The following is a 17,136-nucleotide window of genomic DNA, read 5'->3' on the forward strand; positions in this document are numbered from 1 at the left end:
GAAATCGCGTTCCAAACTATATTCCCACACTTGGCGGTGTTATTTCTTTTACAAGACATTCAACGCCTGAGAAACTTAGCACTTAGTCAAGGAATTGACATTCAAATTTCCAGGTGCAAGATATGAGGTTGGTTTTATCAATAAACCAGGGACTATTACTTCCATCGCTCCTGGTACAACGGTGAATGGCTTCTCGATTCAGCTAGCGGTTGAATCAGGTGTAACTTCATCATCATTAACCGTTGCTAACATTGCTCAATTGTTTGGTCAAACACCTGGCACTAACGCCCCAGTATACGACGAATCTGGCGACCAAAATCCCAGCAACTACGACGGGACTCCAGGCAGTATGACACCTCCTGTGGGTACAGATACCAATGCTGACGGTGTTCCTGATACTCTACCACTTAACAGTGTTGATGACGGCTATATTGATACCCCCACAACTCCTGAAACTGGAGTTGACACGGGTAACAATAATAGTGGCGATGGTTCAATCGGTGGTGAGGCGAACGTTTTCACAGTGCAAGCACCTGTGGCTTCAGCAGTACTCAACGGCCCACAGAATAAGCCAGATGCTACTGGACTAACGGATCAAAATGATGACTTCACTAACAAATCTTCACTTGTTCCTGCTGGTACAGCCCCTGGTTCCACATTAGACCCCTCACCAGTTGCCTTCACTAACACCATTATTAATAGTGGTACTGACACTGGCACTATTACACTAACCCCAACGCAACCAGCAAATAAACTAGATTTACGAGATAACACTCAGGTGACTATTACCTATGGTAGTAGTTCTGCTGTCTATACCTACGATCAAACAGCAGGAACCTTTACACCAACTAGTGGTGCAGCAATTACAATCCCTAACGTTGCTCCTGGTACAACTGTCAACTATGGTGTAGAAGTTAATCTACCAAGCGGTACTCCCCTCTCAACTGATACTATCGCCAACTACACGGGCGATAAAGAATTTGGTTTCCCTGTACCCATTACTGCTTCCATTAATGCCAACGGGAGTATTAGTACAAACATCACCATCGATCGCGTCTACACTGGCTTCCTGAAAATGGTGAAAGTGTCACGAGTTCTGCCAGGAACTGGGCCAGCAGTTGGTGCAGGTCAAGATGACTTTGAGTCTACACCAGCTTACACAAATCCCGTTACCAATACTGTTATTGATCCGAATTCAGGAACTGCTGATGTAGCCAGAAAGCCTGCTCCAGGGAACATTATTGAGTACCAAATTCGGTACAAAAATATTTCTGATACTCAAGCTGGAACCGGTAACGTGATTTTGAATGCTGATAAGGTTGTGATCACTGAAGATGGTACTGTCGGGGGCAACAACTGGGCGCTAGACAACGATGTTAGTGGTCAAATTGATACCAGCAATATCGTTGGTTCAGCTAAAGATTCTGGGGCTTCAACTATTCAGTTCTTCAGTGGTAGTCCCGCTAATAGCTCTGGCATCGACCAAACCGGAACCACGGTTAACACTGATATTACCAAATATGTAGATACTGCCACTGGACAGGTTGCACCGGGTGTTCAAAGAACATTTACCTTCCAACGCAAGGTTAATTAGATAGTTTGATCTTACTCCCCTTTGTTTGCAAAGAGGGGTGTGATAGCACCTATGTTTTTGTAGTTGGCGCTTTAGCGCTAAATCGCCAACTACGAACTGATTATTCCCCAGCAACAACAGGGAAAGATAAATCAGCAATCGACATTCTAGAAGTTTTTGAGGTTATTGACTATGAAGCGGCTTTCTTTTGCAAGTTTAGGAGCGATCGCACTCATTGCTACAGTACCATTTGTCAGTCAAGTGCCGGGAGTGGCTTCTCTATGGCATTCTACAAGTGCTGTTGCTGAGAATGTCAAAACTCAAGGGCAAATACAGTTGCGCTTAGAGGCAGAAAAGCAAGTAGTGGCACAGGATCAACAAGGTAAGCAAAGCAAGACATGGCAACCTTTAAAAGGTCAAGCTGTGGTGCGACCAGGAGATGTGCTGCGCTATACCTTGAGTGGGGAGAATAAGAGCGATCGCGCAGTTAAAAATCTAACTCTAAATCAGCCCATTCCCAAAGGAATAATGTACGTACTGAAATCTGCTAATGCCACTAATAATGCCAAAATTACTTACAGCATTGATGGTGGACGCAGCTTTGTTGAAAATCCCACTGTTAGAGTAACCCTCCCTAACGGCAAAGTGGAAACTAAACCAGCACCAGCAACTGTTTACACCCACATCCGTTTGCAAGTTCCATCAGTTGCAGCAAAGACGATAGTCAAAGCGACTTATCAAACTCAAGTGCGCTGATTCAACAATAATTACTAATTCGTAATTCGTAATTCGTAATTCGTAATTCGTAATTCGTAATTAAACCGATAGCGCAACGTTGGCCAGTATTCGTACTTCTGCAAAGAAGCAAGTTACGCGCAGCGTCTGTTAGAGAGCGTCATTAGTAATTACGAATTACGAATTGTTAATGTGGCATCCCAGAGGAGACATGTTTAGTGATCCTTCCTGACAAAAAAAAGCAGAGGAGTTCTAACAATAGCTGGTGCCGACAGTTAACAGCAACTGTTCTGCTGGGAAGTGTGTTGCATACTACCATCCCTACACCAGCAACAGCACAACAGGTCAAAAATCTTATAAATCAAGCTACTTATACTTATACAGATCCTGCTAATAGTTATCAATTTCGGGGAAGTTCTAGTCAAATCAACCTTACACTTGATCCATTAGTTGACCCATTAGGGCGGATTTTAGGTTGCGCTGGCCAACTTTTACCTGATTATACAGGTTTTTCAGTTAGCGTATACGAACCTAATCCCAGCGACCCAACGGGGACAGAATTGGGAAACTTAGTTCCTCTAACTCGAACAGAGTTACCTGATATTCCTAGTAACAACGTTTCCGGTGGTAAATCGCCAAATATCGAGAATAGTAACCCTTACTTCGTTACGAATAACCCTGCGGGTGTCTACAATTTCCTACTCGATCCCAACAAAGGTCAAACCGATCCAGGTAGAACCTACATTTTTGTAGTTAATCCACCACCAAATTCTATCTACAAACAACGGCGGATCAAGATTCAAATTATTGCTAGCACTGGTACACAAGGTAATAATATTGTGCGATACGTCGCTACCTCTCTAGATGGTCAACCAATCAGTCTCACAGGCGAAACTAAAGTAGACCAAACAGTTGTTTTAGTTCCCGATGCAGAAACGGTGGGGCTGGATTTATTAGCATTTGAATTCACCACAAATTTGTGTCAACCCAATCAGTTGCAGATTATCAAAACAGGCGATCGCGCTGTGGCTGAACCTGGAGATACTGTGATCTACCGTCTCTCAGTAAAAAATCTCGCTGATGCTGGTTTGAATAATCTAGTTATCACCGACAACCTACCTTTAGGGTTCCGCTTTTTACCTAAATCTGTGCGGGGAGAAATAGATGGACAGCCAGTTACCATCACCGCCGAAGGTAATGGAAACACGCTGACATTCCGCACAGACATAATAATTCCTACAGAGAAAGTCCTGAATATTGCCTACGCGGCTCAACTAACAGCCGATTCTTTGCGGGGAACAGGTCGCAACAGTGCGATCGCTAATGCCCAACGATCTGACAACGGTTTTAGCACCAAGGATGGGCCAGCAACCCACCAGTTGAAAATTCGTCCAGGAATCCTCTCTGATTGTGGCACAATCATTGGTCGCGTGTTTGTTGACAAAAACTTTGACGGTGAACAACAGCGTGGTGAGCCTGGAGTTCCAAATGCGGTGATTTTTCTGGAGGATGGAAACCGCATCACCACAGATCCGAATGGTTTGTTTTCATTAGCCAATGCCTTACCAGGAAACCATACAGGTGTACTCGACCTCAGTAGTGTACCCGGTTACACCTTAGCTCGCAACGATAAATTTCGTGAACGGAATAGCCAATCTCGTCTAGTGCGTTTAGAGCCTGGTGGCTTGGTACGCATGAACTTTGCAGTTACCCCCGCCTTTCAGGAGCCAGTCAAGAAATGAAACCCAGACTGCACTGTGTAACTACATTTAACATCAGGTTGATAGGGGCGATGCCGGTAGTAGCTCTCAGCCTTATTTTGTACCCTGCAATAGTCAAAGCAGAACCCGTCAATGAAAATCTCTTTTTCTCTGATTCCCCTTCGCAAGCAGATAAGGGGGCTGAAGATCCTTACTTTTCACGGGATCTGAAAAACCTCTCTCCAAACCTCTCCCCTAGAAGGGGAGAGGCTTTGAATTCTACCCCTTCCCTACAAGGGAAGGGGGCTAGGGGCTTAGATTTCGCTTTGGTTGTTGCAGATGATGTGAAAAATCAGATCGAAGTTCAAGCAGATCAGAACAAAGTGCTTGAAAAAAGTATGGATTCAAATTCTCCCCATCTTTTGGGAAGTTCGTTGGAACTTCCCTCAACTTCTTCAGCACCAACTACTGATACTTCAATTCCAGATGTTCAGCCAAGTGAAACGGAAATACAACCATTTCAACCAGCAACCTCCGTAGGTTTACCCAGAGGCTTACGCAAAATAGCCGGAATCGAGAACAAGAATAATCGAAGTAAAGATACGGAAACACAGTTGCAAGCTTCTCCAAGGGAAATACAACCATTTCAACCAGCAAGTACCGTAGGTTTACCTAGAGGCTTAAGCAAAATAGCAGGAGTAGAGAACGGGCAAGGGGTGAATGAAAATTTTTCCGTGTCCCCCACTCCCGCCATTTCCACAGCAATCAAAATCCTGAATCCAACGGCTGACAGCGTTGTAGATGTACAAGCTACCACAGTAACTGTGCAATTTGCTGCTGGAAGTCAGGTGGAATTGCGGGTAAATGGCGTGTTGGTAGACTCTTCTTTGGTGGGACGGACAGAAAGTGATGCCACTACCAACTTATTAACGCAGACATGGTATGGTGTCTCGTTAAAAGAAGGTAATAACACCATCTCTGCACAAGTAGTTGGAGGAAAAGAATCCCCTGTAACGGTGCAAGTCGCAGTCCGGGGAGCGCCACAGCGACTAACTTTAGAAACTGTTGAGTCTCGTATCCCGGCAGATGGACGTTCCATAGCCACAATTCGGGGTCAACTCATTGATGCAAGTGGCAATCGCTCTAATCGTGATGCTGTTGTCACTTTGATAGCCACTGCTGGGGAGTTTGTCGGGAAAGACTTCAAACCCGATGAACCCGGATTTCAAGTGGAGGCGAAAGGGGGACAATTTACAGGGATTTAGCGATCGCAACTCAAAGCAGAAACTGTCCGAATTCGGGCGATCGCTAATGATTTAGAAGCCTTTACCCAACTACAATTTGAAACGGCACTGCGTCCGAGTTTGGTGACAGGAGTAATAGATTTACGTTTGGGCGCTAGAGGTACAAATTATTACGGCAGTTTCCGTGATTTCCTCCCTCCTGACAAAGACAACGGGACGCAATTAGATTTCCACTCAGCGATATTTGCCACTGGTGCGATCGGGGAATGGTTATTTACAGGCGCATATAACAGTTCTCGTAGCCTCAATGAAGATTGCAACTGCGATAATCGTCTGTTTAGAACTTACCAATCCAGTGAGCAAAATTATCCTGTCTATGGCGATAGCTCGAAAGTTGATGTCGTCGCTCCTTCCATTGACAGCGTATATCTGCGTTTTGAGCGCTCAACTGGTATTCCCGGATCTTCCTCTGATTATGCCATGTGGGGTGACTACAACACAGAAGAATTTGCGCGGCGATCGCAGCAATTTACTTCTATCACCCGTCAACTCCACGGTTTTAAGGCTAACTACAATTTAGGTAACTTACAAATTACAGGTTTGTATGGCAACCATTTAGAAGGGTTTCAACGAGATACCATTGCTCCCGATGGTACTAGTGGTTATTACTTCCTATCTCGCAGAATACTACAACCAGGTAGCGAAAATGTCTTTATTGAGTTAGAAGAACTCAATCGTCCTGGGACTGTACTAGAACGCAAACAGCTTAACCGAGGCCCAGACTACGAAATCGACTACGATCGCGGCACATTATTATTCCGCGAACCCATCCTCCGCACCGATATTGATCAAACCGGACAAGTATTGGTACGCCGGATTGTTGTTAGCTATCAATACGACAGCGAAGATTCTGATAGCAATATCTATGCTGGTCGTTTGCAATATAACCTTTCCCGTAAGCTGAACTCTGAAAGCTGGATTGGAGCAACTTACGTTCAAGAAAATCAGGGAGTGCGTGACTTTCAACTCTACGGTGCAGATGCGCTGATTTCTTTGGGTAATCAGGGTAACTTAATCGCAGAATATGCCCATTCCACTAATGATTCTGACGTTGTGGGAAAGGTTAGCGGTGAAGCGTACCGACTGGAAGCTGAGGGACAAATTACTAATGGAATTCAAGGTCGTGCTTATTATCGCTTTGCCGATACAGGTTTTGCCAATAATGCCACTATCAGCTTTGTCCCAGGACAAACCCGTTATGGAGCGCAGGTTACAGCTAAACTGACCTCAACCACCAATGTCAGAGTGCAATATGACCACGAAGACAATTTTGGGATTGCTCCCCAACCTCTAGATACCTTTGAAGAACTGTTTACACCGCGTTCTGAAGCGATACCTGGGAGCAAAGTTGATAATTCGCTGACGACGATTTCCGCCGGGATTCAACAACGCTTGGGTAAAGCTACCTTTGATGTGGATTGGATTCATCGTCATCGAGAAGACCGCATCCCCGACAGCGCCCTAAGTAGTACTTCTGATCAACTGCGTTCACGAAGTGCGGACTCCGTCCGTTCGCGTTTTTCAGTCCCCATTGCGAAGAACTTGACTTTTCAGGCGCAAAATGAATTAAGTTTATCTTCCCAAAAAGATACTGTTTACCCAGACCGTACCATCTTCGGGTTGAATTGGGCAGCAATTCCTGGTGTGAATATCAGTTTGGCCCAACAGTTTTACACTAGCGGTCAATATTCGGGTAATTCCATCACCAGCTTGAGTGTCAACGGTGAACACAAACTCGGATCAGATACTACTTTGATCGGTCGTTACTCAATTTTGGGTGGTGCGAATGAAATGACTACTCAAGGAGCAATTGGTCTAAATAATCGTTGGACTATTGCTTCGGGATTGCGGCTGAACGTTGCTTATGAACACGTATTTGGCAACTTCTTCGGACGGACTGGAGCAGGCCAACAATATGCCCAACCCTTCGCTTTTGGTCAATCAGCATCTGCGATCGGCTTTGATGGTGGCGATAGCTACAGCGTTGGGCTGGAATACTCTGATAATCCGCAGTTTCAAGCCAGCGTCCGTTATGAACATCGTTCTTCTTCTAGTGGTAGCAATACAGTAATTACCGCAGGTGCTACGGGTAAAATTTCTCCGGCTCTCACAGCTTTAGTACGTTATCAACAAGCCGGTTCTTCCAATCAAAAGCTTTCAGGATTGGGAGATACTGCTAACTTGAAGCTGGGTTTAGCTTACCGCGACCCCAATAGCGATAAATTTAATGCCTTATTGCGTTATGAATATCGCCAAAATCCATCAACCATCCCTGACACCATCCTGTTAGGGAGTGGTACGGGTTCCCAAGACCATACCTTTGCTTTAGAAGCTATTTACGCTCCTAACTGGCAATGGGAATTCTATGGTAAGTATGCCTTGCGTAACAGTACTTCTTACATAGCCAGTGATTTAGCTGGTACTAGCACAGTAAATCTGGCCCAATTACGCGCTACCTATCGTTTGGGATATAGCTGGGATTTGGTGGGTGAGGCTCGTGTAATTAGTCAGTCTAGCTACAGCGAAACAGGGTTTGTTGTAGAAACAGGCTACTACCTCACGCCTAACCTGCGCGTTTCGGCTGGATATGTGTTTGGTAAAGTTGATGATCGGGATTTTTCAGGAACACGTTCTGCGGGAGGCGCGTATTTAGGCTTTACGGTTAAGCTCAACGAATTGTTTGAGGGTTTTGGACAACAAAAGATTCCGCCACGCCAGCCACAGGAATCTGCAATGAAAACTTTGGTGAATAAACTCAAAGCCGCAATGACAGGGATGCAAAGGCGTGAAATATAAAGCGGTTATTTGTACAGACGTAGCACCACTAAGTCTCTACAAACCGAAGTAATGACAATTGAATTAAGTGATTTTGCTTAGAAGTTCAACCCTTACCCGTGGGAATACTATTGTAGTAACTTTGAATCTAGTGAAAAAACGCTTCAATTTTCATTCTGATATCTGTAAATTTAATTTATAAATTCAACATTATTGCTTGCAAATTATGTATTTTTATTGGAATTAAATGATGAAATCTTTATTGAAAAATTTAAGAGCGATCGCCATAGTAAATATCGATGAAAATGATAGATTTACTCCGACTATAGGCAACCTAATAAAAAAAACTATGGAAAAGCCATTAACAATTAGCTGCCAAAAACTATGGCTGAGTAGCTTCGGCTTTTTTTTGTGTATTTTAGGAAATAGTATTATCCAACCTAGCTGGGCTGAAGGCAGCAAAGAGTTAGTTTCTGATGGTGGATACAGACCCTATCTAGAATGGTCAGATTTAACAGCAGCAGGTATTGTTCGGAAAACCACACTCAAAGTTTATGTGGAAGCGGGAGAAACAGTTAATCTTGGCTCTAGTGTGATTACTAGTTCCTCGAACCCACAAGATATCGTTTACCGCAGTCCCTTTAATAATCAAAATGGCTTTTGTGATGTTCTGAATTCTGGTTTTGGTTTCATTGACACCGTTGCCAAAGAAGGGGCCGGCCCCTTACCTAATCCCGGTGGCTATACCCCTTGTAGTTTTGTCGCTACAGAAACTGGTATTTACGAAGTTCAATTTCGTTCTCCAAATACAACTGGTACAGGTAATCCGCCGCCTAGAACCACAACGGCAGCATTTCCTACAGGTAGTACTCAACTTTCAGGGGTAGCCGCTTGGGATATTACAGTTCGAGATGGTAACGGCGTTACCAAAACAGGGCGAGTATTTACCAACTATATCGCTATGAATATGGGGGCAAATGCTAGTGGTGGCACTCCCGTAGCACTCAACTCTAAGCTTTATATTCAAACCAAAGATGGGTATCGGTACGAAACTGACATGAATGGAGTCGATCCCTTTGGTTTCATCTTTTTTGCTAATAGCCGAGGATATATTGATAGAACAAATAACAGCACTGTTTACCATTCTGCTGGCGGCGCTACTGATAATAGTTTGAACTTTAGCGGTAATGTGCGAGTCCAAGATCCAAATGTTGCTGATACATCAACAGACATTACCCACCTAGTTTTTTTCAATCGACCCGACACCGCAACCCTCAATGGTTTGAGTATTCCTATAGCAGCGACTGTTCCGACAGTACCGATTTCGTTCAAATTCACTGGGGGTACTGGAGGTAGTGGGAACCAAACTCCTGTGGGTGTCGGAGGCAATTTTAGCTTCAACGCTGTCTCAACTGGTAGCTATCAAATAATTATTGACACCAACAATGATGGCATTTATGACCCTAGTAGCGATAGAGTACTACAAAATGTGCTGTCTGTCGGCTCAAGTGTGGTGGCTTGGGATGGGAAGAATGCAAGTGGGACAAATCTCCTACCTCTACCAGGAAATGTACCATACAATGCCATAATCACAACACGGTCTGGTGAATATCACTTTCCTATGTTGGATGCCGAAAATAATCAGCTGGGGTTTAAAATCACAATGGAAAACCCTCCTAGTGCTTTCCCCAACCTTGTAGATCAAAATGGACAGCAGGTTGGATCGACTACCATTTATTACAACGACAACAATTATACTACCGCTAATAGTACGGCGATGAACTTAAATCCTACGGGAAGTATGGTAGCTACTAACCCACGTAATGCCGCTAGAGGGATCAATAGTGCGTTAGGAGAGCATGAATTTAGTGGTAGTTATGGAGACTTTAAGGGAATAGATACTTGGACATATTTCCCAAGTCAAGCAATCACTACTCCCTTGGTAATTACTACTAACACTCAAGCAAATGTCAGAGGAACCAAATCTGTTCGCTTCCTCACAGACAATGATAGTAGTGGAACAGTGACTGTAGGCGATCGCATCGAATATACCATCACTTACTCCAACCTGAATCCAGGTAATAGCGATGCAATTAACTTTGTCATTAACGACTCATTACCCTCACAGTTAAACTCTGTGAGTGCAGCAATTACTGCTGCAACTTCGGGGAATAACATCACAATCAATCCTAGTTACAACGGTGCTGGTGTTGTTGCTGTTACAAATTCTGGAACTCTACGTGTAGGCGATACTATCACCATTAAAATTACTGCCACGATTAATAATGCCAATGGCGGTAATCCAATTAGTAACCAAGCAAATGCTACTTTCAACACACCAGATAATGCTACGGGAACTGCTGGTACAGTGTTCACAGATGCAGACTCTGCTGGCGCTACGAATAACCCACCTACCCCCGGTAATTCGTTCTTGCAAATTACTGATAATGGTGTAGACACTGGTAATAATCCTGCCAATACGGCAGATGATGACCCCACTTTATTTACAGTATTAAATATTATTAGTTCTAATCCTAAGTTGCTGTTAACTAAACGCATTACCCGCATCAATAACCAAGATTTAACTGATATTGTAAATGGTCGCAGTGACGTTGTTATTACTGATGCCAACTATGTACCAGAACCCTATGCTACTGATGATGACGATTCTAAATGGCCTGCTAATTACTTGCGAGGATTGATTAATGCTGGCACTGTTAAGCCAGGAGATGAATTGGAATACACCATCTATTTTCTTTCCAATGGTCTGGGTAATGCAACTAATGTTAAATTCTGTGACTTAGTTCCGACTAATGTTAATTTTATTCCTAGTGCTTTTAATAGTATGACTCCTAATGATGGTGGCTTACCAGGGGCAGATCAAGGTATTGCCTTAGGTATTGGTTCCACTACACCGACGGTTTATTTGAGTAATGTAGCAGATAGCGATCGCGCGCGTCTTTATATAGCTAACGACTCAGCTACACCATCATACTGCGGTCTCAACACCAATGGTGCAGTTGTGGTCAATATTACAGCCCCAAGTTTACCCAATCTACCCCCAGCCACTGGATCTGGCACACCAGCTAATTCTTATGGCTTTGTTCGCTTCCGCGCCAAGGTGAAATAGGGCAAGGGGAAGCGAGCAGGGGGAAAGAGGATTTTCCGATTTTTGCACAGATGTGGTAAAACTGTAACTAATTAGCCGGATATGATATCACCCCTCAAAATTAGAGCGAACGTACAGTAATGAGTCCAGGAAGGTGGACGAGAACTTATGTAGTAGCAAATTATATTCGCCCAATCCTTTTAAAAGATTTTCTTAGACAGACAAGGCTTGTTTGACTTCAACTGGTTCACCCGTCAAGCTAAAAGGGCGAACTTCGGTAATTTTTACCTTTACTAACTGCCCTTTCAATTCTTTGATGTCGCCACTGAAGAATGTTAGACGATTACCGCCAGTGCGTCCCATCACCTGAGCTTGATCTTTTGCATTTTGGTCTTCTACTAAAACTTCTTCAATGCGTCCAAAGTAACGTTGCGATCGCTCGGCTACTTTCAAGTTTCCTAAATGATTCAGGCGTTGGAGGCGATCGCTTTTAATTTCTTCACTTAGCTGATTATCCCACAACGCGGCTGGTGTCCCTGGACGCGGCGAATATGCTGCTGTATTTAACATATCAAAGCCAATATCTTCCACCAGTTTCAGGGTATTTTCAAACTGTGCTTCTGTCTCCCCAGGAAAACCGACAATCGCATCGGCACTAATGGAAGCATCTGGCATATACCGCCGAATCGTATCGATAATCCGGCGATATTTTTCATGGGTATAACCCCGCGCCATCGCCTTTAAAAGTTCATTATCCCCAGATTGAAAGGGAATATGGAAGTGTTTGCACACCTTTGGCAACTCAGCACAAGCCTTAATTAATCTCTCTGTAAAATAACGGGGGTGGCTAGTAGCAAATCTTAACCTTTCAATCCCTGGTACATCATGGACGTAATAAAGTAAATCTGTGAAGTTGTGCAGATGCCGTCCTTCTGATGTTGCTCCCGGCAAATCTCTGCCGTAAGCGTCAATATTTTGACCAAGTAGAGTAATTTCCTTGTAACCTTGCCGTCCTAATTCTTCCATTTCAGCTCGGATAGCTGAGGGTATACGAGATTGTTCAACACCGCGCACATTGGGAACTACACAGTAGGTGCAGCGTTCGTTACAGCCGTAAATTACATTTACCCAAGCTGTTACCTTACTATCCCGTCGCGGCTGGGTGATATCTTCAATAATATGAACAGACTCGGTTGCGACAACTTGGTTGCCGTCGAAGACTGACTCCAGCAAATCTTTGAGACGGTTGGCATGTTGTGGCCCCATTACCAAGTCTAATTCTGGGACTCGCCGCAATAGCGCTTCACCTTCTTGCTGGGCAACACAACCTGCAACTATGAGTGTTAAATCAGGCTGCTCATGCTTACGCTTTGCTTGTCTGCCGAGGTAGGAATATACTTTTTGCTCGGCATTATCCCGAATTGTGCAGGTATTGTAGAGAATTACATCTGCATTATTCGGATCTTCTGACCATTCAAAGCCCATGTCTTCCAAAACGCCAGCCATGCGCTCTGAGTCAGCTTTATTCATCTGACAACCGAAGGTAGTGATGTGGTAGTGGCGTTTAGAAGTGGTCATGTTGCTTAGTTAACCAGTTAGAGTGAGGTTATTCTTTAGCCTCAAAGTCAACTTTATCATAAATATCTGATAGAATGATTTGAAATTGAATAGAGGATAGTGTTACAATACTACTCTCTTCTTCATACTCTGAGAAAATCCATTTATTTTCGTCAGTTTTAGAATACTGTTCTAGATGATTTTTGTACTGATCAATCAGAACATATTCCTGAAAACTGGGGATGGTGCGATAAGCCGCAAATTTTTCATCTCTATCATAGCTTCTGGTAGATTTGGATAGCACTTCACAAATCACTAAGGGATTAGTAATTGTATCTGTACGTCCTTCAGAAAATTCTAATGAACCTGCAACAACCATGACATCAGGATATGTATGAATTCGCTTTTTGGGAATCCATAGACGTTGATCGGCGACGAATACTCGATAAGGTTGTCGCTTCAAAGCAAAATTCAGGGTTGCACTCACATTAAGAGCTATTTGGTTGTGATTTGGTGTTCCACCTGTCATGGGTATAATTTGACCATCTATATATTCATGACGATACTCGGAAATGACTTCTAGTTCTAGGTATTCTGTGGGAGAATAATGGCGTTTTTCTTGTAATTGCATAGGGCAAGATTTTTGGGATTTTTGATTTTGCATTGACCAGATGCGAAAAATTTATGTCTGATCAATGCTATTTGTTTTTTTGTTTTTTAACGCAGAGGATCGCTAAGGGAAACGCAGAGGAAACGCAGAGGGTTTGTTAGGCTGGGTTCCAAGTGCCGTGGAAGCTGTGGGGGATGACGCTGGGTAATCCTAGTTTGCAAACGGGTTCGGCATCCAGGCGATCGCTATCAAATATCCAAACTTCGCTAGTATGAGAATTAGCATCGTAGACAACGGTTAGTATCCAAGCTTGTTCAGGGTTTTGGGTGTCTTGGGCGTGGATGGGTTCTGAAGGATAACGGTTTTCTCCTAAGTCTGCTTCGGTGAGGGTTTCAGTTTTGTTGTCGAAGCGGGCGATCGCATTTACTACTTCTTGGCTAATATCTGTTCCTGAACGGAATGTTGACATATATGTGTAACGGGAAGGTTGTCCGACGTTTTGCTGTGGTACATTCGGAAATTCACAATATCTGTTTAATAGTTGCTGAATTGACGTAACTTTGCCAGTTTGGGGATGCAGATGAACTCGCCCTAGTGTACTTTTAGCTGGGGTGTGAGTCTCACCTGTAGCTACTTCCTTGAGATATTGGTTAGTTTGAAAATCTTCATAACGGGCGATATCCACAATCACTGAGCCGCTAGCATCTACATAACCGTTACCAAAATGCCATTGGAACCAAGGTTCGGTTTCTCCACGACTCACCACAGATAGGGTTTCTCGATCAATAACTAAAATCTGAGTTCCTAATCTAGGTTGCCACTCTAGCGAATCACTATAGTTGTTTATCCCTATTAGCAGGGGTAAGACATTCACCCGCACTGGCGGAAGGAAAAATACAATATATTGTCCTGCTAAAATAAAATCATGCACCAATGGTATACCATCTAGCTGGTATGCGGCTTGTTGGATAATCCGGCCAGTCGAATCGCTTTTGTAAATATTAAGCGTCGCATTTAGTCCAGGGCTGATGCCAAAGTTAAAAATCTCCCCTGTTTGCTTGTCACGCTTATAATGTGCGGAATAGTTTAATCCTTTAGTTAACCCCCCTAAATCATCTTCGCCCGAAGTTTCTAAAGTTTGTAAATCGAGGGCGTGGGGTTTACCACCTTCCCACAGCGCCAAAAGTTTATCTGGAAGTGCTAGCACTGAAGTGTTGGCAGCATTCTTGATGGGCTTTTGCCATTGATTCCAAATTGGCCCTGGTGCAGTCATGCCATAATTGCCGTAGAGTAGTTTACCTGCTGCGGCTTCTTCTTGATAGCCAGAGGTTTGCACGTAGCGATAAACCCCGGTTGCGACTGCATCGTTAAAATTTACAGCCAGAATTGCTCCATCTCCATCAAACCAGTGTCCCATGCGAATGCCACCGCGTTCTAGCCGTGCGGGGCCATTGCGGTAAAGTGTGCCACGCAAACCATCTGGAATTTTGCCAGAGAGTATTGGCAGTTGGGTAGGGGGAAATTCTGTAGCTGGTTTAGCGTTAGCGAAGCTCACCGTACCCCTACGGGGAAGCAAGCTACGCGTAGCGTCTCGCAGAGAAGGTATCGCACCTGCCCAAGCTTTTTTATTTGACTTTTTCTCAATGGTATGCATATAAAATATTTGCTTGATAAATTATCGATGTACATAGTTGCATTCTTACATTTTCATCTTTGTTGCAATTTTTTAACAATGCCTCTGGCTGTAGATGTATAGAGGCTTTGACAGGATATTATATCATGTCCGCCAAGTTACCCATAATAAAAGAACCCCACCCCCAACCCCTCCCCGCTTGCGGGGAGGGGAGCGAAAGCGTAGCTTTTGCGGGGTGGGGTTCTTCGGGTTTAATAAGTAATCAAGCGGACATGATATTACTCGTTAAGTGAGCTAGCTCATAGTAACCAATAGGAATAACCACTAAATTGAAGTCAATCAACATTCCCAGTGGTTCAAGATACTATGATTAGCCAACAAACAATAGATATCGTTAAATCTACAGCACCTGTTTTGAAAAAGAACGGCCAGCGAATTACAACTCGGATGTATGAAATTATGTTTCAAAACCATCCAGAAATCAGAGAGCAATTTGATATGTCTGCTCAAGCAAATGGTTCTCAGCCTGCGAGGTTGGCTACAGCAGTTTATGGCTATGCTGCCCAAATTGATAATCTGCCTGCTTTAAAATCGATGGTGGAAAAGATTGCCCATCGTCATGTGCAAACCCATGTTACACCAGAGCAATATCCTATTGTTGGAGAAAGTTTACTGCAAGCGATGAAAGATGTTTTAGGGGAAGCAGCTACAGAAGAAGTTATGGCGGCTTGGAGTGAAGCTTATCAGGCATTGTCTCAGGTTTTCATTCATAGAGAACATGACATATATATAGATGAAGAGAAAAAACCACAGCTTGTGCATTCCTAACGATAAGACTTAGTGTCATAACAACAGCTTGAGGGTTTGTTATGACAACTTCAACGTTTATAACCACAGCTTGAGTGTTTGTTACAACAACTTCAACGTTTCTAACTACAGCTTAAGCATTCATAACAACAGCTTAAGTTGTATTAACAACAGCTTCAACTTTACTTATAATAACTGGAGTTGTAGTAACTACAGCTTGAGCATTCATAACAACAGCTTAAGTTGTATTAACAACAGCTTCAATTTTACTTATAATAATTGGAGTTGTAGTAACTACAGCTTGAGCGTTTGTTACAACGACTCAAATTCTGCTAATGAAAGCTTTTAGCGTAGCGACTTCAGCAAGCGGGAACTCTTCTAAATATAGTTTCGTTGCTTCTCGCAAATTAGCGATCGCTTCTTCTATCGTCTCTCCTTGGCTGGCGGTTCCCACCTCTGGACATTCAGCTACATAAACATCCTCTTCCCAGTGCAAGATTGCTGTAAAGGTTTGAGTTTTTGTATTTTTAGCCTGTTGTAATGATATGATGTCCGGGTAATTAACCATAATAACCGGAACCCCACCCCGCAAAAGCTGCGCTTTAGCTCCCCTCCCCGCAAGCGGGGAGGGGTTGGGGGTGGGGTTCTTTTATTATGGGTGATTTGGCGGACATGATATGAACTCATGGAGCGTTTATCTGGCTATCTTTTCATTTTTCTATTGTTGCTTAACTATCTGGAACCAACAACATCCGCGCCTCAATGGCTTCCCAGGTTTGGGGTGACACCCGCACTGCTGCTTGTTTGCATTGGATGATGAGGTGAGTAGCGTAGAGATAATTTCCCAGTGCTTTCGCTTCTTCCTCAGATAAATCAATCATTTCTAGGGTGAGATGGAAAGCTTTGAGTAAGGTTTGTTGCAGGTGTTTAGCAAATGCCAGATGCACTTCCCTTGGCTGTTTATCATCAGGAATTTTCGCTTTCAGTGCTTTTAATTTAGCGACCAGTGTAGTAAAATCAATGTTGTTGGTGAGATAAGAATAGCCGTTGTGATTTAAAGCTGTGATATGTTATGGCGCTTGTGGTATTCAATAATATATTGCTCAGATGCTTGATAAATTAATTTTGTGGTTTTCTCATCTAAAGGGCGGTCAAGTGTGTTTATATAAATAATGTCAGCAAAATGTTTAACTGCTGCATCTGGTGCAACTTCCGGCAGTGCAATCAGCTGATCTAAAGTGACATGATTAACTCCAGATAGTGCAATAATGTAAACGCTCATCAAAGACTCCTTATTATAAAATAAGCAAGATGTCTGCTTCACGAATAGACT

General features: G+C 43.5%; 10 protein-coding genes and 2 pseudogenes. 6 read left to right on the forward strand and 6 right to left on the reverse strand.

Annotation, left to right across the window (positions count from 1 at the left end; translation table 11 throughout):
* Nucleotides 1-127: 127 nt before the first annotated feature.
* The 5 genes and pseudogenes from LC586_RS17640 to LC586_RS17660 form a co-directional block, all read left to right on the forward strand.
* Nucleotides 128-1,594, forward strand: a pseudogene (locus LC586_RS17640) (DUF7925 domain-containing protein); the annotation flags it as partial.
* Between the two features lie 171 nt (nt 1,595-1,765).
* Nucleotides 1,766-2,329, forward strand: coding sequence for a hypothetical protein (locus LC586_RS17645; protein ID WP_229486050.1), 564 nt, complete (start codon nt 1,766-1,768; stop codon nt 2,327-2,329).
* Between the two features lie 200 nt (nt 2,330-2,529).
* The gene (locus LC586_RS17650) at nt 2,530-4,050 is read left to right on the forward strand and encodes a DUF11 domain-containing protein (RefSeq protein WP_229486117.1); all 1,521 of its coding nucleotides are present in this window, start codon (nt 2,530-2,532) and stop codon (nt 4,048-4,050) included.
* A gap of 356 nt (nt 4,051-4,406) precedes the next feature.
* Nucleotides 4,407-8,108: pseudogene (locus tag LC586_RS17655) on the forward strand (TonB-dependent receptor).
* A gap of 226 nt (nt 8,109-8,334) precedes the next feature.
* Nucleotides 8,335-11,217 (forward strand): DUF11 domain-containing protein, encoded by a 2,883-nt coding sequence (locus LC586_RS17660; RefSeq protein WP_229486051.1) that lies wholly within the window; start codon nt 8,335-8,337, stop codon nt 11,215-11,217.
* A 192-nt stretch (nt 11,218-11,409) separates the two neighbouring features.
* Here LC586_RS17660 and miaB read toward each other — a convergent pair whose 3' ends face one another.
* The 3 genes from miaB to LC586_RS17675 form a co-directional block, all read right to left on the reverse strand.
* Nucleotides 11,410-12,774 carry a tRNA (N6-isopentenyl adenosine(37)-C2)-methylthiotransferase MiaB gene (gene miaB / locus LC586_RS17665; RefSeq protein WP_229486052.1) on the reverse strand — a complete coding sequence of 455 codons (1,365 nt, stop codon included), beginning with the start codon at nt 12,772-12,774 and terminating at the stop codon, nt 11,410-11,412.
* A 28-nt stretch (nt 12,775-12,802) separates the two neighbouring features.
* Complete coding sequence (locus LC586_RS17670) at nt 12,803-13,384, reverse strand: Uma2 family endonuclease (protein WP_229486053.1); 582 nt, start codon at nt 13,382-13,384, stop codon at nt 12,803-12,805.
* Nucleotides 13,385-13,520: 136 nt separating this feature from the next.
* Nucleotides 13,521-15,017, reverse strand: coding sequence for a carotenoid oxygenase family protein (locus LC586_RS17675; RefSeq protein ID WP_229486054.1), 1,497 nt, complete (start codon nt 15,015-15,017; stop codon nt 13,521-13,523).
* Between the two features lie 345 nt (nt 15,018-15,362).
* Between LC586_RS17675 and LC586_RS17680 the strand changes: the two genes are divergently transcribed.
* Nucleotides 15,363-15,824 carry a globin domain-containing protein gene (locus LC586_RS17680; protein ID WP_229486055.1) on the forward strand — a complete coding sequence of 154 codons (462 nt, stop codon included), beginning with the start codon at nt 15,363-15,365 and terminating at the stop codon, nt 15,822-15,824.
* Nucleotides 15,825-16,125: 301 nt separating this feature from the next.
* Here the strand turns inward: LC586_RS17680 and LC586_RS17685 are convergent, their stop codons facing one another.
* From LC586_RS17685 to LC586_RS17695, 3 genes are all read right to left on the reverse strand, one after another.
* Nucleotides 16,126-16,371, reverse strand: coding sequence for a type II toxin-antitoxin system HicB family antitoxin (locus LC586_RS17685; RefSeq protein ID WP_229486056.1), 246 nt, complete (start codon nt 16,369-16,371; stop codon nt 16,126-16,128).
* A 160-nt stretch (nt 16,372-16,531) separates the two neighbouring features.
* Nucleotides 16,532-16,870, reverse strand: a complete 339-nt coding sequence (locus LC586_RS42690; RefSeq protein ID WP_438822913.1) for an NACHT C-terminal helical domain 2-containing protein — start codon at nt 16,868-16,870, stop codon at nt 16,532-16,534.
* Entirely contained in the window at nt 16,858-17,085 is a 228-nt protein-coding gene (locus LC586_RS17695) for a hypothetical protein (protein WP_229486058.1), read from the reverse strand. The genes LC586_RS42690 and LC586_RS17695 overlap by 13 nt, the downstream gene beginning before the upstream one ends.
* Between the last annotated feature and the right edge of the window lie 51 nt (nt 17,086-17,136).

The sequence above is a fragment of the Nostoc favosum CHAB5714 genome (assembly GCF_020829495.1).
Taxonomy (GTDB): domain Bacteria; phylum Cyanobacteriota; class Cyanobacteriia; order Cyanobacteriales; family Nostocaceae; genus Nostoc; species Nostoc favosum.